We start from the raw sequence: 20514 nt of genomic DNA on the forward strand, positions 1-20514 counted from the left end.
CTTAAAATCGAATTCATCCAGCTTATCTTTCTTTTTTCTTGAAGCTATATAATCTTCTATTGATAGCATAGTCTTCCCTCCTGAAAATTTAGATTATAACACAGGTTCTTATTGATATCCCAAATATTGAAACTTGTTTAGAGATATTATAAATCATAATTGCGTTAAATCACAAGAAAAAATTCCAGTAAAGATATAACATTATATTTACTGTGATGACCCATCTTTTGATGGTGAAATGTATGGTTACGGTAAGTGTAGAAACCTTAAGTATATTCTCTTTCGATGTCTTCGTCGAGTCAGTCCTCTCATAGTCTTTCAATCTGCTTTACTGATGGGATTGATAAATGAGCGGATAAAAAAATAAATGAATATCATCTATCCGGCTTAAATCCGAACATATAATATTCATTTATTCTAAATCAATAGATACATCTATGATAAACGTAAATGCTAATTTAATATCTATTAGTTCTCATTATTACTTTGTGTATTTTCTAAGTTGTGAATCAATATCTCTTCCGCCATACATAACTCGTACAATTGATACGATTACCCGTTCCATATCAGTTAATATACAATACACAATAATTATCAACTGACATCATTCTAAGTCCCCAACTTTTCCATGGCTCATTTTCATATTCATGAAAACGCTCTGGCATCTGTTTATTGCTCATAATGCTTTTTTCTGATCGATCTAACTGTCCACTTTATATGGATTGAATTCATGTCACTAATTAAATAATACCTCTAACAATTCACTAAACTGATTCACTTTATAGGATGATTTTTCGTATTTTGTTGCATCACCGATAGCTACAGTTTCAAAGCCTCCGGCTATCCCGGCATCTATACCTGCAACAGCATCTTCAACTACAATACAATCTCGTGGTTCAAAATCCATGTATTGTGCAGCTTTTTGAAACACCTCTGGGTTTGGCTTACTGTGAGTAATATTATTACCATCCGATATTGCATCAAACAGATTAAGCATTCCTGTTCTCTCTAAAATCAATTTGGCATTTTTACTTGAACTACCGATTGCTATCTTTAATCCACTTTCCTTTAATTTTAATAATGTTTCTAATACGCAAGCATCAATATCCTTAGGGGACATTTTCAGTAGAAACTTTTTATAAATCTCATTCTTTTGTTCTGCTAGTATCTCTTTTTCTTTATCTGTAATGATCAAGGAATTACTTTGCAAGATAATATCTAGACTCTCCATACGCGAAACTCCGCGTAGCTGGTTATTGAGTTTCTCATCAAAATGCAATTTCAAATGGTCTGCAACGCTTTTCCAAGCCAGATAATGGTAATGATCTGTGTGTACAATGACTCCATCAAGATCAAATATCACCGCTTTTTTATTCATAATCGGTTTCACCTCATTCTTTTATTGTGGTTAGTATACGACCCACCTCAGCCACTTCAACAAAATTAGTTGCAAACATTGACAGATACCCTAGTGTTCTAAATACATTGCCAGATATTCTTCGATGAAGTAGCTTCTAGTTTCGAGATAGTAACTAAATATTATTGATAAAATTCTCTGATGATTGTCGCTGTCATCGATCTCTTGAATGACATATGTACACTACGGGATCTCGTTGATACAAGCTTTAATAAGTACTTGATAAACTGGCTTGTATCGTAATCAATATAAGCCGTTGACTGTTAGATCTAATTTCTTAAGTACTATAGTCGAGTATCCCATACACCACAGAACGGATCAACAGGACTCTGACCTTTAAATCTACTTCTTCCCATAATTTTATCTACAACACTATCAATAACATAAGGTGAATTACAGTATCCGTTTATATACGTCTTAATCATTGGTACATCAAATAAGTGATATGGGTTGCCTACACTGATAAACAAAGTAGGCACTTCATCTGCAAACCACGGGAGGTTATTACCTGCTCCAAACAAAGTGTGCCAGTTAATTCTTGCTACTGTATTATTGCTGGCATTTTCAATATTACCAATATAAACGACCAAATCATATTTTGCCTTAAAATCAGCAACTTTTGTATTTTGGAATATTGTTTGCATGGTCTCAGGTATGTATTTTGTCACCTGAAAGCCTTCCTTTTTAAGAAGTGTTTCAAATTGTTCGTATACTCTATCATTGGAAGTAAAATCACCCAGTATCTCCAAAAGAACTTTTATGTGTTTATTAACAATAAGCGGAAGTAGATTCTGTGTATCTTTAACCAATGTAACCGCTTCATCAGCACATTCTTTAGCCCAGGTTAAATGCTCCTGCGACTGAAATACCTTTAGTTCTTCTTCTGTTCTATAAAGGCGTCCTTCTTTCTGCTGCGTTGGCAGTCCCATGGCCGCTTTCGTAGCTAAAATACGGGTAACGGCTTCATTCAATCTTTTCTCACTAAGTAGACCATCTTCGACACCTTTCTTCATATATTGGATGTCTTCTTCCAAATCCCTTGTAAATAAAAATACATCACATCCATTTTCTATTGCTGCCGGTACTGCTGTTCTTCTCTGCGTAACTGAAGTAAACCCAACCATAGGAGAAGCATCTGTTGAAATCAAACCATTAAATCCAAGCACTCCTCGCAAATATCCTGTAATCACATTATGGGATACGGAAGCCGGAATAACTTTTGTACAAGGTTTCTTATCAAAATATTCTTCCATAGCAGGCATTGCTATATGTCCTACCATTGCTGTCATAGCTCCATCTTCAATTAACGCTCGGTAAACCTTACCATAGTTCTCTTCCCATTCTTCAATAGTAAGAGAATTGACACTGGTCACAAGATGCTGATCACGTTCATCTACACCATCTCCCGGAAAGTGCTTAATTGAAGGTATCAATCCTTCTTCTGTCAGACCCTTAATATAACTTCTTCCCATTGAAAGGACTTTATCCGGATTACTTCCGTAAGTTCTTACATTAGTGATTGGACTTCTGAAGTTTATATCGATATCAACCACGGGTGAAAATGCCCAGTTAACTCCAACAGCCTTTCCTTCTCGTCCGCAAATTTTGCCAAGTTGATACGCCTTCCGAGTATCATCCGTTGCTGCAATCAACATCTGCCGTCCCATATAAGTTCCTTCATCAGCGATTCCGTTTCCACCATCCTCTAAATTAGCAGAGATTAAAAGCGGAATTTTTGATGTTTCCTGTAATGCATTGATGGCAGTTTGAATTTCAATTGCATTTCCACTACGGAACATAACTGCTCCAAATTTTTGTTTGGATATAATATTTTTGAGTACATCCGGATTATTTGTATAAATTAATGGACAAAATAACTGTTCTACCTTCTCATCCGTTGTAAGTTCTCCTAACGTTTTCTCAACCCATGCTATCTGTTCCTCTGAAAGGAAAAACGGCTTTGTCTTTAAATTTAACATTCTTATACCTTCCCTTCTTGTCTTCTATTCTGAAATTTGAGAGCTTATTACCAGCTAATATATTGTCAATCATGAATTCATCTCCATATAATTGTGTGAAATCGACTATCCAGTTCAAGCTAATTATATGCAAAAGAGCAAACAAATCCCCATATACCTACCCAGATACCAGCATTATAAATATTTTCAATGGCCATTTTAATAAGTTTTGAAACTGTCGGATGGTGTGCGTCGTAGAAATTATCCAAGCTGTGAATCTGTATGTCAATAGTTAATGTATACTATGTCAAATTATTGCTTATATATAGATTTTGCAATACCATGAATTTATAAAATCAATTTCGATGCACCCCTACATTCTTTGTTCCTAATTCTTTTGATTCATCCAAGACACGTACTCCTTTTTATGAATATTAATTTATAACCTTTATTTATAGTTTAACAATGTCTTCTACTCAAGTTTTCTTCGGATTTCCAGGTCTATATGCATCGTCAAAGCCAGACTGCGCAAGGAATGGAATATCTTCTTCTCTTACTACCGTTTTTAAATCTGCATGAATTGCGACGTCCTTAGAAGTTTTTACAACTTCAAATGCTGCCGTTCTATAATCTGACTGAAACATTGAATATACGCCTTCTACACCCATCTCTCTTGTTATTTCACGACATTCTCACCAGTAGCGTCTGCATTATATTTTGTAACGAAAGCCTTCACTTTTTTATAGATGCCTTCTGCATCCAGACCGTATTTCTTTAGCAACTGTAATGCAGTACCTGATTCACCAAATACATCTTCCATTCCTATTTTTAAAACACTAATTGGTTCTTGGACTGATAACAAATCACATATTGCGCTTCCAAGTCCTCCGATTATAGAGTGTTCTTCCACAGTTACCATTTTCCCTGTTTCTTTTGCTGCAAAAAGAATTAGTTCTTCATCTAAAGGCTTTATCGTATGGATGTTAATCACTTTTGCATCAATTTTATCTTGTGCAAGCATCTCTGCTGCAGCTAGTGCTTCGCTGACTTCAAGACCCGTAGCCACAATTGTTACATCTTTACCTTCTTTTAATACTACACCTTTTCCAATCTTAAATTCATAAGTTGTAGCATCATTGATCACTGGAACCGGAAGTCTTCCGAAACGAAGATACACAGGACCATCGTACTCATATGCAGCTCTTACGGAAGCTTTGGCTTCAACATCATCGCAAGGATTAATTATTACCATTCCTGGGATTGTACGCATCAGCGCAATATCTTCATTACATTGATGTGTTGCACCGTCTTCCCCAACTGAAATTCCGGCGTGGGTTGCTCCAATTTTAACATTCAAATGCGGGTAACCAATACTGTTGCGTACCTGCTCAAATGCACGTCCTGCGGCAAACATGGCAAATGTACTGGCAAATGGAATTTTACCAGTAGCCGCAAGCCCCGCAGCAATGCCCATCATATTGCATTCTGCAATGCCGCAGTCGATATGTCTGTCAGGAAATACTTTTTTAAATACTCCTGTTTTGGTGGCAGCCGCTAAATCCGAATCTAATACTACTAATTTTTCTGATTCTTTTCCTAATTCAACCAAAACATTTCCATAACTGTCTCTGGTTGCAATTTTAATAGCATCTTTCATCACTACTGACATATTGCTTCACCTACCTTTGCTAAATCTGACATTCCTATTTCATATTGTTCATCATTAGGTGCAGTGCCATGCCACGCAGCATTATTCTCCATAAAGCTGACTCCCTTGCCTTTTACCGTTTTTGCGATAATAGCAACTGGTTTATTCTTAATTAATCTGGCATTTTCAAAAGCATATGCTAAGGATTCAAAATCATGTCCATCCACTTGGATTACATGAAAATTAAATGCTTCGAATTTTTTATCAATTGGATATGGAGAACATACATTTTCAATATTTCCATCAATTTGAAGTCCATTGTTATCTATGATTACGACCAAATTATCTAATTTTCGGTGTCCCGCAAACATGGCTGCTTCCCACACCTGCCCTTCCTCAATTTCTCCATCTCCAAGAAGGGTATAAACTCTGTAATCTTCTCCTGATAATTTTGCGGATAGTGCCATTCCAACTGCCGCAGATATTCCCTGCCCTAATGAGCCAGTAGACATATCAACACCCGGAATGTTTTTCATATCCGGATGCCCTTGTAGATAAGAACCAAGTTGACGTAGTGTCACAAGGTCCTCCACCGGGAAAAATCCACGGTGAGCAAGGGTTGCGTATAATCCTGGTGCAACATGACCTTTTGATAATACGAATCTGTCTCTTTGCGGCATATTAGGTTTACTAGGATCTATATTCATCTCTGAAAAATACAGATACGTCATGATATCAGCTGAAGATAATGAACCTCCTGGATGTCCGGCTTTTGCACTATGAACTGCAGTTAAAATTCCTTTACGAATCTCATTTGAAATTCTTTTTAACTCTAAATTCTTCATTTATTGTTTCCTTCCTTCATCATTTCTGATTGCAAACATTCATCTTATTCTCCAAATACTGCTTTGTAATCCATCTGAAATTTCTTTATCCCCTCATCAGTAAGTGGGTGTTTTGTAATTTGCTCCAGAACGTTATAGGGAACGGTTGCAATATCTGCCCCTGCAAGTGCACAGTCAATTATATGAATTGGATTTCTTATACTTGCGCAGATGATTTCCGTTTCAATCCCATAAATGTTAAAAATCTCTGCTATTGTTTTAATTAAATCAACTCCTGATACAGAGATGTCATCAAGACGTCCAAGAAATGGAGATACATAAGTTGCACCAGCTCTGGCTGCAAGGAGTGCCTGAGTAGCTGTAAAAATCAATGTAACATTTGTTTTAATTCCTTCACTTACAAGAACTTTTGTCGCTTTTAAACCTTCTACAGTCATTGGAATCTTCACAACCATATTAGGGTGAATCTTTGCAATTTCTCTCCCCTCTGCAATCATTCCTTCTGCATCTACTGTAGTAGCCATAACTTCGCCACTGATTGGACCATCAACGATAGAAGCTATCTCCGCAATCACTTCTTTAAAATCTCTTCCTTCTTTTGCGATAAGCGATGGATTAGTTGTTACTCCACAGATAATTCCCATATCACTTGCTTTCTTTATATCATCTACTTTTGCTGTATCTATAAAAAATTTCATAATTATATTCCTTTCATAATTGATTAGTTTTGTTCGTAATATGAATTCCCTCCATGCTTACATATAAAATGTTTGTTATTATCTATTTTTTGAGGTATAGGTTGCACATCGATTTCAGGGTATTTTTTATATAGTTCAATATAAGTTGTTGTATAGGAGAAAAGTTTATAGTTACCCTATATTTTATTAAAGTCCATTACAACCATATCTTCACTTGTCATGGTTTCATAATCCACACCACTTGGTTTAATTACAAAGTATCCAGGCTCGCAGTTAATTTCATCTCAATTTCCACACGTTTATGTAATCGGTCCACGTTTTATCAGTTTTATATTTGCCTCATATACTGCCTTTTTCAACGCTTCTAACATAAAATTAATTCTTTCCGAACTATTTCTAGCTTCCGGTTTGATCGTTTTCAAACGTTTCATTACATCATTTTCTCCTCATCCAAAATAATCACGAAGCTATCTGAATTCTGCATAAAGTTTTCCGTAGGCTGCAACATTTTCCGGAATCGGAGTAAACATTTAATCTTTTACTTTATCCATTACTTTTGCCACATCAAAGATGGTTAATATCCGTTCCACTGCTTCTGAGAAATATTCATAAGCATCCTTTGAATATTTCCCAAAGAATATAAAATACGCCAAACATTATTTTAATAAAATATTTGTATTAGCGTAAATGAATAAAAATCAATTACTCCAATCCCAATATACGTAAAATACAATACTTTTACTTCCTTTTCAATCTTTAAATCTTCTTTAAAGACCTTCCATTCCCGCGAAGGCAAAATAATAACTCTAGCCACTAAACCACTACCATCTGCGGTACTTACCTGGATCTCTCCAATTCCGTAGCCTCTCACTTTTACATGAATCTCCATAACATTTTCAATTTGAAAATACTTAAAACTAGCAGCTGCTCCATTTGACATATTTGCAATATATAGATTGGGATTATCGTCTTTATCTTTCCTTTTTTTAGTGAAATATGGATGTGATGAATCAATTTCCCTCCATTTTTTATATGGGATTGCACCTGTAATACTCATTAGGTTGCAGGCCAAACTTGCAGCATATTCTCCTCTTTCATCCAAATCTTCCTCTTCCATCCAAATCTTCCTCTTCCATTCATATAAATATCACCCTTAGAAACAATTGTGCCTCTAAATCTGAAATCACATATTGAACTCTTAGATGTTGTGTAGCACATTTCATATCCGTTAATGGATAAATAAACAAAATAATAGTCGATGGCCTTTTTGTCCCATTGAATCCTACGTTTTTTATAAATTGTTCCTTCTCTTTTCCAATTTCTTAAATTGTCTATTGATGCACTTGGTAAATAAGGATTAAGTGCTTCTTCCTTCATCTTATACACGATCTGCCTGCAGGTATAAATTCAAATTTATATTTGTTATTCTTACTTTTGATTATACATAAAATTGGCTAATTTCTGAATATCCTCAGCTTCATATGCTACAAGCTCTAGCTCATTAATAATATCATCAGAAAATACATTTACTAATGCAACATACTGTGTTAGCTTTGACTTTAAGTTCAGGCGATCCCCTTCTTTAGAAATCAACTCTACTGTACCTGAGCAAGCATCTATTACCTTAAATAGTCCATTAACATCCTTCAAATTCATTATTTTCATTTTATTTTACTCCTCTTTTCTTATTATTTAGACTTTTACTTTATTAAACATTTCCCCTACTGTCGCTACCTCATTCGAGTTCGTTGCAAATATCGGAAGATAACCTAATGCTACAAAGTTCATTGAAAGATATTCTTCATTTTCTCCAGTAACCTGATCATATACTTTCGGCAATTTTTCTTTAAAAATATTGGCTGCTTCTTCATTACAAAGAATATCTAACATAATAGAATATTGATTAAATGGGTGAAGATAATCAATAACTGGCATATAACAATATTTATATTCTCCGGCTGATACTATAGTTGAAAGATTTCCCTCATGATCAGGAAGTTGAATTGTTGCTGTCGTTCCAAATGGAATCACTACATCTAACTTAAAGTTACCATCGTCAAGGATTTTCCATTCAACCTGATAAATACCCCTCGGTGAATCAAATACTATTTTCATATGTTTTAGCCTATGATTTGGTTTCGGTGCAATTAAAGCACTATTCCATCCCGGGCTTGCACATTTAAGACCACCAATATGCGCATAAATTGCTTCGCAAACTGCTCCATAAGCGTAGTGATTTAGTGAATTCATATTGGTACCGCTAATTGTTCCATCCGGTAGTATTGAATTCCATCTTTCCCAGATGGTTGTTGCACCGAGATTGACCGCATATAACCATCCAGGACATTTCTCATTAAATAAAATTCGATATGCATCATTAACCATGCCATTTTCGAACAAAACAGGCAACATAAGCGGAGTACCCGTAAATCCACTCTTCATCCTATAGAAGTCTTTATTTAATCTAATCTTAAAACCTTCTATTAACTTATTTTTATCTTTATAGATATTATAATGAAGAGATATCACATAAGCTGTCTGCGTATCAACTGCAAGTCTTCCGTTATCAGAAAAATATTCATTTAATATAGCTTTCTTTACTTTATTTGCAAGAGATGCATAGTATTTAACATCCTCTTTTTTCTTTAATACCTTAGCTGCTTTTGATACTAATTCCAGACTATTTCTATAGTACACTGTTTTAATAAAATTACTGTCTGTTCCACCAAGTGATGCTTGTGCACATACACCGTCTTGTGCAAGCCAGTCTCCGAATGTGAATCCAGATGTTATAATATGATGATTACCTTCCTTGATATCTGCAGCAATGACGGTATCAACGTAATCCTTCATCATACTGTAATTTTCAGAGAGCAATTGGGCATCTCCATAAGCTTGATATACATTCCATGGAACAATCGTACCGGCATCAGCCCATACTGCTCCTCCTTTACCTGCCATTTTTTTGATAGATGGAGAATACATCGGTATATCACCTTCATAGTATGTAGATTGATCATATCTTAGATCCTTCATGTATTTTTTATAAAAATTGAAACAATCCATATGATAACATGCTGTATTTACAAATACCTGTGTATCTCCCGTCCAGCCAAGTCTTTCATCTCGTTGTGGACAATCAGTCGGTACATCAACAAAATTACCTTTCTGGCCCCATAAAGAATTTTGCATTAAGCGATTTATTTTATCATTATCTGTTGCTACTTGAAGTGTCTGCGTAAGATCAGAATATAAAACTGTCCCAGTAAAATCCTCAGGATTGACATTTTTCATACCACTAACCTTAACATAACGGAATCCGTAAAAAGTAAAAAATGGTTCTACTTCCTTGTCTATTCCATCTGATATATAATTGAATTCCGCTTTTGCAGTTCTCAGGTTATCATTATAGAAGCATTCCTGCTGCAATAATTCGCCATACTGCAACTGTATTTCGCTTCCTTTCTCCTCGTGACACATAAATTTACAAAATCCAACCATATTCTGACCGAAATCAAGAATCTGCTCTCCTTTCGGTGATACATATAAGGATGGCTTGCGTTCCATTTTATTCTTTACGGGAGATGAAAAATCAGGAACAGTCATAAACTTTGCATTGTATGTTATACACGCAGTTGGCTCCATAAGTTTTTTTGTATCATCTCTTGTTTCCCCATCATAAATCGAGGTATCAAGAATAACTGAATCGGTAGCCAACCATGAATCGTCGGACTTCATCTCAATAATACTACCATCCATTTGCTCTACCACAAGTTTAGCCTTTAATAAGTATTTATCGCCGTAGGTATTACCACCATGTCCAATTATTCCAAATCTTCCTTTATACCACCCGTCGCCAAGAACGACCTCTAGTTTATTGTTCTCTTTTAGTAAGTCTGTGATGTCATAGGTCTGATATCTAAGATAAGCATCATAATCATTACAAAAAGGGGTTAAGTAACTATCACCAATTCTCTTACCATTCAAGAATGCTCTATAAAGCCCCAGTCCGGTAATATAAAGCCTTGCTTTACTAATTTCATCAAGTCTGAACTCTTTTATAAAAGTCGGGCAGATAATATCTTTGACTGGCGTAATAAATTCGGAATCAAGTGGTAGAGCAATTTCAAAAGAAGCAAATTCACTTTGGTAACTTTCGCATTCCACCATCCAAAAATATACTTTGCCTAATTCAAAGCAATAAGGAAGATAAAAGCAGCTAATTTGTTTTAATTTTATTATCTTTTGATAAACTTCCGTCACCTTATCTTCACTGTATATTTTTACCCTAAATTTATCTCCATCTGCTGCTTTAAATGAAAACTGCAAAGAGTCTGCACTTAACCCAATCGGATTTAACATTCTATTAATTTTAAGATCATATAATTTCATAGTTTTCTCCATTCGCTTAATAATCTATAAATTTATTTGCTTTATAATCTAATTTCTTTTCATTAAATCCTTTATATATTGACTTTCGCATTCTTTCATCAATTCTTTTTCATAAGTTTCATGAATAAAAGAATCTAGAATATCTTCTTTAAAATTTACCCATGACTCTACTTCTCTATCTACTATAATTGGATAATATAAAACTCTGCAGTCTTTTGCAGCCTCTATATCACCAGGTGCATCTCCAACCATTAATACTTTATTGTTCGCATAACCCTTTGAAAGCATTATTTTTAAGCAATCTGCTTTACTTCCGAATTCTTGGGTCATTACAACATCAACATAATCAAATAAATGGTTTTGGCTCCATTCCACTTCTACCGCACGCGCATTTGCTGAAGAAACAACGGCTATATCCGCATATTGGGATACAACCCTCAAACAGTCTTTTACCCCTAAAAAAGCTTTTTTCTTTTCATCTGGTAAGTTTTCTACTCTATCATTTACATTTTCTGACCAATGCAACACTTTTTTTAATGTTTCTGAATTAGTTGCTTCTATTTCCAGCTTTAAGCTATTATTTGACAATTCTTTTGTCTTTTCAATCCAGTTTTTTATATCTGTAGAATCAATCTTACTATATCCTTCTTTAATGCTAAATTCCAGTGCCATTAATAAACCCTTAAAGCGGTTAATACCTCTTGTCATAGAATATAGATTAATCTTATTCCAATATTTTATAACCTCAAAATCATGTTCTTTAAAATCCCATTCCTCAATAAGGCAAGGACCGAAGCACTCCAAATGTTTAATTGTCATTCCATCAATTATGCAGCCATCAGAATCAACACATAAAAGAAATTGTTTTTGAGGCTTAAAATTCATTATATCATTCATAACTTTATCTCCTTAAAATTATTTTGAAGCATATATCCTCAATAATATGATGTCTTAAAATTTCATACTATATAAGTAAGAACCCGCAGCAAATGCATGCGAGTTCTTATTACTTATACTCCTGAATATGCAGAAAATCCGCCATCAATCGGTATACATACACCTGTTATAAAACTTGCCGCTTCATTATTCAATAAGAAAAGTAAAGTACCATTTAATTCTTCACTTTCGCCAAATCGTCCCATTGGCGTTGCTGCCAATATCTTTCCGGTACGAGGTGTTGGATTTCCATCTGAATCAAATAATAATGCTGCATTTTGTTTGGTACTAAAAAAGCCAGGTGCTATTGCATTTACACGAATACCCACTTTACAAAAATGTACTGCAAGCCATTGCGTGAAATTTGTAACTGCAGCTTTAGCACCACTATATGCAGGAATTTTAGTTAATGGGGTATAAGCATTCATACTACTTATATTAATGATACTGCATCCTTCTCGATCTACCATCTGGCGCGCAAATGCCTGAGTTGGGATTAATGTTCCGAGGAAATTTAGATGAAACACAAATTCTATACCACTTGATTCTAAATCAAAGAACGACTTTGTATCAGCATCAATATCCCCTATCTCATAGTACTCTTTATCTGTAGTTGCTTTCGGATTATTTCCACCAGCGCCATTAATTAGAATATCACAATTACCAAAATCCTTTTTTACGAGATCTGCAACTTCATAACAAATCTCCTTATTTAGAACATCACATTGATAAGCCTTTGCGATACCACCTTCTGCCATAATTTCATCTGCGAACTTACTTGCACTTTCTAAATTACGATCAAGGAGTGCTACTTTTGCACCAGCACGTGCAACTACTTTTGCAAAGGAGCTACACAAAACACCTCCTGCACCTGTTATAACTGCAACTTTTCCAGTTAAGTCTGTATTAAGAACATTTTTTTCCATGATTAATTTTCTCCTTTTACACTTTCACATGCTTCAAACAATCCATTTAAATATGTCATTCCCATTGCTCTATCATATAGTCCATATCCAGGTTTTCCTGTTTCTCCCCATACCATGCGGCCATGGTCTGGTCGAACATAACCATCAAAACTATTATCCACTAATGATTTCACAATTTCATACATATTAAGCGAACCATTTTTCGTCAAATGACCACTTTCTTCAAATGAATTATCTTCTAATATTTTTACATTTCGGATATGCATAAATGCAATTCGATTCATAGCACTATATTTTGCTATCATACTCGGAATGTCATTTTCTCTGCTACATCCCAACGATCCAGTACAAAATGTCAGACTATTGGAAGGACTATCTACAATCTCAAGAAATCTATCAAGATTTTTTTCACAAGTAATGATTCTTGGTAATCCAAAAATTGGATATGGTGGATCATCTGGGTGAATAGCCATAACAACATTATATTCTTCTGCCACAGGTATAACCTTTTCGAGGAAATATGTAAGGTTATCCCATAATCCTTCTTCTCCAAGTTTTGCATACTTTACAAATAATTCCTTGATTTCATCTTTTGTATAACTTGTATCCCAACCTGGTAAATTAATATCATCTTTTAATGGATCTAGGCCATTTAACTGATCCCAATACATAACCAAACTTGTTGAACCATCTGGAGCCATTTTGTCAAGCTGTGTACGTGTCCAGTCAAAGACTGGCATAAAATTATAACATACACATTTCACTCCATATTTCGCTACCCGTCGTATATTCTCACAATATACTTCGATTAACTCGTCACGATCTATACTTCCTAATTTTATATTTTCAGGAACAGGAATACTTTCAACTACATCAAAGATAAGATTTTTCTTTTCACAACTTTCTTTGATATATCTAATGCTTTCTTCTGGCCATATTTCTCCAGGTTTCACATCATATACAGCTGATACAATGCTTCGCATTCCCGGTATCTGTGAAATATACTCTAATGTTATCGGGTCATTGTCACCAAACCAACGAAAACTTGCTTTCATTTTATTCTCCTTTCTATAATCTGGTATCCCACCTGCCACACCATACATTATCATTGTATTTACCTTTGAATTCAGATTCGCCTAAGATTTTTTCAATAGTAGCTTGTATACATTCTCTAGTTGGCGCATATGCATTTATATACGTTTTCATCATAGGTAAATCATATAGATGATTTGTATAATTCAAAGATACACAAATCGTAGGTACTTCTCTAACCCACCATGGAAGTTCATTGGAATGAGGGGACGAATATTTCACTCTGACATTATTCTCCTGAGCATAACCTTTCATATGTACAAATACAAAAATAACATCATATTTTTCTTTGAAATCTTCAACAGTTTGTAATTCCATCGCTCTAAATTTATTAAAAGGTGAAGCTCCTTTTTCTTCCATTTCATAATAAGATTCATTAACATCCAACTCAAAACCGGCCTTCTCTAGCTCTTCGATTACTATCTTCTTCGCTGGATCTGTTCCACTTGCATATGATACAGGCTCACTTTCTAAATAGTAAAGTCGAGCCCGTTTTTTATGGTTTATATTAATCGGTAAGAGCTTTTGGGCATCTTTTACTAATGTTATACTATCATCCGCGATAGTTTTCGCTATGTCACGATGTTCCTTACACCCTATTAAGGATAATTTATCTTTATCTCCTGCATAAACACCAGCAACATGTGTTTTATGTAGTTTTAGTTTCGCTTTCATTCCAAGAATATGTTCCAATGCATCTTGCAAACGTTCTTCCGTAATAATACCCTTTTTATATCCATCCATCATGTATTGGAAGTCTTCTTTTACGTCATGGAAAAACAAAAACATATCACACCCTGCTGCAATTGCTCCTGGCACCTGTTCACTTCGTGGTTTTGTACTTATTAAGCCTCCCATATGAGATGCATCGGTAAGTACAAGTCCATTAAATCCCAATTGTTTACGTAATAAATCAGTTACAAGTTCAGGCGACAAGGTAGCCGGCATTATTTCTTCCAAAGTAATATCTGGTTTGAATCTTTTACTATAAGAAGGAAGCGCAATATGTCCAATCATTATGCTTTCTACTCCGCTATCAATTAATTCTTTGTATACTTTTCCAAACGAATCATCCCATTCCTCACAGGTTAAATCATTACACCCCATAACCAGATGATGATCTCGTTCATCCACACCATCACCTGGAAAATGTTTTGCACACGCGAGCATATTGCTTTTATGTACGCCTTCAATATACGCTTTTGCCATATTCATGACATCATTTGGTTCATTTCCAAATGCTCTTGTATTCACTATCGTATTTCTCCAGTTAAATAAAATATCAACCATTGGGCCATACGTCCAGTTACATCCGATTGCAGTAGCTTCTATTCCACTGATTCTACCCATTTCATATGCTGCTTTTATATTACCTGTGGAAGCACATTGTGCTTCAGAAGCTACGAAAGTACCCTGTTTACAAGCACCATCTCCACCAGATTCACAGTTTGCAGCAATTAAAACGGGTACTTTGCTAAACTGCTGATACATTTTATTCTGTTCATAGATTTTCTCTGCATCCGTTTCAGTGAATCGAACGCCACCAATATGATAATTTTCTACCAGATCACGAATATAGCATTCATCGCCTCTTTTTCCAAGGTTAATAAATAGCTGCCCTATTTTTTCCTCTATACTCATTTCTGCAATGGTCTTTTTAACCCATTGCACATCCTCATTACTTAAAAAAAAAGGCTTTTCTCTTAAATCTGTTATCATAAATTTATCTCTCCTAAAACACTCCAAATTATTTAGTTTGAAATATTTATTTCATTCCGTTGCAAATTTAATTTTCTATTTTTAAACTTCTTTATGATAGCATCCTGATTATTAGTGAAAATACTAAAGATAATGATGAATACACCTATAACTATATTTTCTAAACTACTAAATCCTACTAAATTTAAACTATATCGAATAATTGCAATAGTAATACTACCAATGAAAATTCCAACCGCATCATTGCTATATCTTGCCAAATATAGTCCAACTATAATTGGAATGAAATTTGAATACACAATGCCTACTGATGCCAAATTTGATTGTTGGTCAATAATATTATTTGATGCATAAATAGTCGCACCTAAACCAAGAATTATACCAGAAAATATAAAAATAGCTAAAACGGTTCTTTTTTCTTTAATACCTACATTTACTGCTACATTCTGATTATTTGTAATAGCATCCGATTCATATCCAAAAATACTATATTTTGTTATTATATAGTAAATCAATAATGCGATAATGGCCAAAACATATGAATAAGGAACGGCACCCCAATAATTTAAATTTGATGTCGATACTATATTAGAACCATTTCCACCGTTTACGACTTTAGTGAGTGATTCATAAAATAAAACCATACCAATGGCAGTAATAACCATAGGGATTTTCAAACTAATGTAAATAGTTGCTGTTAATATACTAAACAAAACTCCAAAAATAATACACAATCCTAATAAAACGAATCCATTCCCATGCACTGCTTGCGTAAGTGTACATGCTATAATAGCTGTCAAAGCGAGATTGGCACCACTTGAAAGATCCATACGACCATTTTTCAAATTAAGTCCAATAACACTTCCTATGCATATTGGCATTGCCGCATTCGTTAAAATCGCTCTCCATGTATAGAAATCACCATAACTACTATTTCCTTTACTTCTTGCAATATAATAAAAAATAATGAACGCCACAACAGGTAAAATCAAGCTACAAACTATATTTTTTAAAATTATAATTAATTTTTTTTTCATCTTCACACTCCTATAGTATCTGTATGCGTGGTTACTCTCATTTAAAGCAACCACATATACAGTAATAAGTACTATTTAAATGCGTCTAATCCAAGTTTGCTTAAATAAGCTGTTAAACCTGTATAGGTAGCATCTTTATTATATGTTTTTAATAACATCTTTGCATCTGCTGGTTTTAAAAGAAGACGACTAATTTCATCATCACTGCTTCTAAAATAGTAAGATTTTTCCTGAAGTATAGCTAACTGATCAGCACCACTAATATCTATTGATGAACATCCAACCATCGTTCCATTTGCGGGTGCATCAGCATATTTTTGTCCATTTACTGCATCAAAAATTAATGCTACCGGATAGAATGTCTGTTCAATTGATGTAAAGGTTGTCATTGCAATATCTCCAGAAGTAATTGCCTTATAGCAATCTGCATCAAAGCGTATTCCGGTAGTAACTAATTTTACTTTTCCATTGACGCCAGCTTGAACCATTATTGGATATGCAAAATTAATTCCTGCAGCTAAGGAGTATACGCAGTCGATGTCTTTATTATTAGCAAAATAAGACGCATCTACTGGTTTGAAATACAATTCTGTATTTTTTGCTAATGTAATCTTATTTGCTGCAGTTGCTGTTGCATTGTAGTCATTAATTGTTTTTACAAAGGCGTCATAAGATTCCTTGTGACTTGCCATTACTGTTAATGGAAAGGAAAGTGTCCCAATGTTCTTATATCCTTTCGCAATAATAAACTTGGCAGCATCAATACCTCTCTGATCGCCAGTTAATGGACCATCTGTCACACCTCCAAGAAAGTTTGTTAATTTGCTGAGTGCATCATTATCCACAGCGTCTGGTTTTGATAAGGCTGTTGTAATATAGACATTCTGTTCTTGACAAGCTTGTGCCATATCTGCAAGTCCCGTACTAACTGTTGTAATGATACCATTACATCCTTGAGAAATAAGTGCTTCACAGGTAGTTAAGTTAGTCGCTGCATTCGTAGAATCTGCTGAAGCAAAGACGAATTCCAAACCTCCAATTTCTTTTGCCAATTGTTCATAGTACGCCTTAATAGATGGGAAGAATCCATCTGTTGCATACATCATTACACCGATTTTTACATTTTTACTAGTAACTGTTGTTGTAGTATCCTTGGTGCTCCCACAACCTGCTACAAATAGTGATGAAAGTACCATTATCATAACTAATAAAACTGAAATACTTTTCTTTTTCATTTCACATTCTCCTTTTGTTTTTTATAATAACCCTTAAGGGTAATTATTAAGGTAACATTTTTGTCTTCTTACTGCATGTTAAGCAGATAATTACTATAAAAATTCCTGCTTTAACCATATCCACCTGGTTAATACTAATTAATGATGAAAGTAACAATCCGTTTTTTAATATAATGTACGAAAAAGAACCAATGATAGCACTACTGATTTTTGATTTCATTCCTCCTGCAAGAGGCATACCCCCAAGTATTAACGAAACCATAATATCCATTTCAAACCCAGTCCCTGTTGTTCTTGAAATACTAGCAGTTGTAGATAATACAAAAATTGATGCAATCCCTACTGTAATTCCCAAAATCAAATAAGGCAAAACAAAGAATTTAACTACATCGATGCCATTTTGTGCAGCGCAGACTCTATTACTTCCAATTGCTTTGGCATTCTTTCCTATTCTTGTGAAATTATATATAATTCCCAAAACAATAGAAATCACAACAATCGTTCCTATTTGGAATAATGTGTTTTTGAACATAGATACATTTACAATAGTTCTAACAGATGTCCCACCAATTTGGGTGGTTGTCATAACAACTGCCCCTCTACCAATCAGTAAAAAGCACATGGATGTCATAATTGGCATCAGGTTACAGGTTATACTAATCAATCCGATAATTAGTGCCACAATAGTTGTAGTGAATATTGAAATAACAATTCCTGATGCCAAAGAACCAGTTTTGTTCATTATTAAGACTGCAAACATTCCTGCACATGCAATAACAGAACCTATAGAAATATCCATAGCTCCCAAAGAGTATATGAATACTGCGCCAAGGCTTACTATCAATATAGGGGTCGTATCTCGTATTATCGTTTTAATATTATAAGCTGAAAACAGTAGCCCCTTACTAGTCATTCCTAAAATCAGGCAAATCAGAACCAAACCGAGAATCGGAAGGATATTCTTTGCATTTCTTCTTATAATTTCTGCATCTATCCAGCTAGATTTTGCTGAACTTATTTCATTTCTTGTACTCTGCATTTCAAATCACCTCCTTTAAATCATATATTCTATAATATCGCTGTCAGATAATTCAGCGCTTCTTATAAATTCTTTTTTCACTTCAAAATCTTTCATTATTGCAATTCTGTCACACATACCAATTAATTCCGATAATTCTTCACTTATCAACAGAATGGATTTCCCTTCTTTCTTCATCGTTTCTATCAATTGGTACATCGCTTGTTTTACACCAATATCCACTCCTCGTGTAGGACAATCCATGATTAATACCTGCGAGTTCATCGCTGTCCATTTTCCGAAAGAAACTTTTTGTTTATTTCCTCCTGACAATTGATTAACGTCTTGGCTCATGTGATTTGTTTTAATGCTTAATTTTTTTATTTCTTCCATTACAAGTTTCTTTTCTTTAAATGGAGAAATTAAAAATATTTTTTCTAAATATGGTAGTGAAGGCAAAACGAGATTATCCTTTACACTTCCTTGTAATATTAAGGCATCAGTATCTCTGTCTTTAGAGATATAGGCCATTCCATGCTGAATTGCTTTTCTTGAATTTAAAACCTTGCCTTTTAGACTGTTTACTGTTCCATACATTGGTTTATCAATTCCAAATGCGATTCTGCCTACATCATGCATTCCACTTCCGGAGAGACCTCCAATACCTAAGATTTCACCTTTATGTAACTCTATGTTGAAATTTTTAAGAGGACCATAACTGACATTATTTAGTGATAAGGTTACTTCATCTCCAAAGCTTCCATTATAATCAGTACGATAATACTTATCACCAATATCACGCCCTACCATCATTTTTCTAATGATCGACACATTCATTTCTTCTTTACTCAATTCTCCAACGATTTCTCCATCTCGGAGTACAGTTAAAACATCGCATACCTCTAATAATTCATCCAAATCATGAGAAATAAAAATTACTGCTTTTCCCTCAGATGCCATTTTTCGAATTAATTTATATAATAATTCTCTTCCTTCATGTGATAATGCAGTTGTAGTTTCATCTACAATTAAAATTTCAGTGTCATCATTCACAACTCTTACGATTTCCAATAGCTTACGATCTTCAAAACCATATGTATTAATTCTATCAGAAGCCTTAATAGAAGAAATTTCGAAGGAGTCAATACGCGACTGTGCTTCTTTAATCATCTGTTTTCGATTGACAATACCAAGCTTCGTGAATTTTCTTTCATTACCAAGAAAAATATTCTGAGCAACAGAAATATTGGAAATGGTTCCAGCTTCCTGAAGGATCATGCTGATTCCATTCTTTTGCCCTTCTATCATACTTTTGGGATTATATGCATTTCCTAAGTAATACATCTCTCCACTGTCAGCTTCCTGCATACCTGCAATAATAGAAGTTAACGTTGATTTTCCCGAACCATTTTCTCCAATCAAGCCTCTGATTTCACCTGAACGTATTGAAATACTTACATTTTTCAAAGCTACCGTTGGGCCGAATGTCTTAGTTATTCCTTTTGTTTCTAAAATAATATCCATTTCCATATCTTCTCACTTTCTATTCTTTTGAATTATATTTTAAGAAAAGATTGATTTACTTTATATTGC

Annotated in this window: 21 protein-coding genes; all 21 read right to left on the minus strand. The window is 34.5% G+C overall.

The features are described 5' to 3' along the window. Positions 1-736 precede the first annotated feature (736 nt). Complete coding sequence (gene pgmB / locus BMY18_RS04480) at positions 737-1378, minus strand: beta-phosphoglucomutase (protein WP_092451028.1); 642 nt, start codon at positions 1376-1378, stop codon at positions 737-739. A gap of 323 nt (positions 1379-1701) precedes the next feature. After that, positions 1702-3396, minus strand: coding sequence for a glycoside hydrolase family 3 protein (locus BMY18_RS04485; RefSeq protein WP_092451030.1), 1695 nt, complete (start codon positions 3394-3396; stop codon positions 1702-1704). A gap of 119 nt (positions 3397-3515) precedes the next feature. Continuing rightward, positions 3516-3665, minus strand: a complete 150-nt coding sequence (locus BMY18_RS21770) for a hypothetical protein (protein ID WP_408644894.1) — start codon at positions 3663-3665, stop codon at positions 3516-3518. A 186-nt stretch (positions 3666-3851) separates the two neighbouring features. Then, the gene (locus BMY18_RS20950) at positions 3852-4019 is read right to left on the minus strand and encodes a hypothetical protein (RefSeq protein ID WP_170841293.1); all 168 of its coding nucleotides are present in this window, start codon (positions 4017-4019) and stop codon (positions 3852-3854) included. Positions 4020-4051: 32 nt separating this feature from the next. Further along, positions 4052-5032: a transketolase family protein gene (locus BMY18_RS04495; RefSeq protein WP_092451640.1), complete on the minus strand. Its 981-nt coding sequence runs from the start codon at positions 5030-5032 to the stop codon at positions 4052-4054. A gap of 2 nt (positions 5033-5034) precedes the next feature. Beyond that, positions 5035-5868, minus strand: coding sequence for a transketolase (locus BMY18_RS04500; protein WP_092451035.1), 834 nt, complete (start codon positions 5866-5868; stop codon positions 5035-5037). Positions 5869-5912: 44 nt separating this feature from the next. Next, on the minus strand, positions 5913-6566 hold the full coding sequence (gene fsa / locus BMY18_RS04505) for a fructose-6-phosphate aldolase (RefSeq protein WP_092451037.1): 654 nt from the start codon (positions 6564-6566) through the stop codon (positions 5913-5915). 176 nt (positions 6567-6742) lie between these two features. Beyond that, positions 6743-6844, minus strand: a complete 102-nt coding sequence (locus BMY18_RS21690) for a class II aldolase/adducin family protein (RefSeq protein ID WP_278280984.1) — start codon at positions 6842-6844, stop codon at positions 6743-6745. A gap of 21 nt (positions 6845-6865) precedes the next feature. Continuing rightward, positions 6866-6997: a hypothetical protein gene (locus BMY18_RS21495; RefSeq protein ID WP_278280979.1), complete on the minus strand. Its 132-nt coding sequence runs from the start codon at positions 6995-6997 to the stop codon at positions 6866-6868. A gap of 230 nt (positions 6998-7227) precedes the next feature. Continuing rightward, complete coding sequence (locus tag BMY18_RS04510) at positions 7228-7683, minus strand: hypothetical protein (RefSeq protein ID WP_139197214.1); 456 nt, start codon at positions 7681-7683, stop codon at positions 7228-7230. Continuing rightward, entirely contained in the window at positions 7623-7952 is a 330-nt protein-coding gene (locus tag BMY18_RS04515) for a hypothetical protein (protein ID WP_092451041.1), read from the minus strand. Before BMY18_RS04515 ends, BMY18_RS04510 begins: the two co-directional genes overlap by 61 nt. A 42-nt stretch (positions 7953-7994) precedes the next feature. Further along, positions 7995-8231 (minus strand): polya polymerase, encoded by a 237-nt coding sequence (locus tag BMY18_RS04520; RefSeq protein WP_092451043.1) that lies wholly within the window; start codon positions 8229-8231, stop codon positions 7995-7997. A 27-nt stretch (positions 8232-8258) separates the two neighbouring features. Beyond that, positions 8259-10958: an alpha-L-rhamnosidase gene (locus BMY18_RS04525; protein ID WP_170841294.1), complete on the minus strand. Its 2700-nt coding sequence runs from the start codon at positions 10956-10958 to the stop codon at positions 8259-8261. A 48-nt stretch (positions 10959-11006) separates the two neighbouring features. Further along, positions 11007-11855: an HAD family hydrolase gene (locus tag BMY18_RS04530; protein ID WP_092451049.1), complete on the minus strand. Its 849-nt coding sequence runs from the start codon at positions 11853-11855 to the stop codon at positions 11007-11009. Between the two features lie 113 nt (positions 11856-11968). After that, positions 11969-12820, minus strand: a complete 852-nt coding sequence (locus tag BMY18_RS04535; protein WP_092451051.1) for an SDR family oxidoreductase — start codon at positions 12818-12820, stop codon at positions 11969-11971. A 2-nt stretch (positions 12821-12822) separates the two neighbouring features. Next, positions 12823-13875: a mannonate dehydratase gene (uxuA, locus tag BMY18_RS04540; RefSeq protein WP_092451053.1), complete on the minus strand. Its 1053-nt coding sequence runs from the start codon at positions 13873-13875 to the stop codon at positions 12823-12825. Between the two features lie 13 nt (positions 13876-13888). Beyond that, positions 13889-15631, minus strand: coding sequence for a glycoside hydrolase family 3 protein (locus tag BMY18_RS04545; RefSeq protein WP_242940958.1), 1743 nt, complete (start codon positions 15629-15631; stop codon positions 13889-13891). Between the two features lie 32 nt (positions 15632-15663). Then, on the minus strand, positions 15664-16668 hold the full coding sequence (locus tag BMY18_RS04550) for an ABC transporter permease subunit (RefSeq protein WP_092451055.1): 1005 nt from the start codon (positions 16666-16668) through the stop codon (positions 15664-15666). 71 nt (positions 16669-16739) lie between these two features. Beyond that, complete coding sequence (locus BMY18_RS04555) at positions 16740-17903, minus strand: sugar ABC transporter substrate-binding protein (protein WP_092451057.1); 1164 nt, start codon at positions 17901-17903, stop codon at positions 16740-16742. 46 nt (positions 17904-17949) lie between these two features. After that, complete coding sequence (locus BMY18_RS04560; RefSeq protein WP_092451059.1) at positions 17950-18942, minus strand: ABC transporter permease; 993 nt, start codon at positions 18940-18942, stop codon at positions 17950-17952. A gap of 15 nt (positions 18943-18957) precedes the next feature. Continuing rightward, positions 18958-20445 carry a sugar ABC transporter ATP-binding protein gene (locus tag BMY18_RS04565; protein ID WP_092451061.1) on the minus strand — a complete coding sequence of 496 codons (1488 nt, stop codon included), beginning with the start codon at positions 20443-20445 and terminating at the stop codon, positions 18958-18960. Positions 20446-20514: the final 69 nt, after the last annotated feature.

Source organism: [Clostridium] fimetarium (assembly GCF_900111235.1).
GTDB lineage: Bacteria > Bacillota > Clostridia > Lachnospirales > Lachnospiraceae > Clostridium_N > Clostridium_N fimetarium.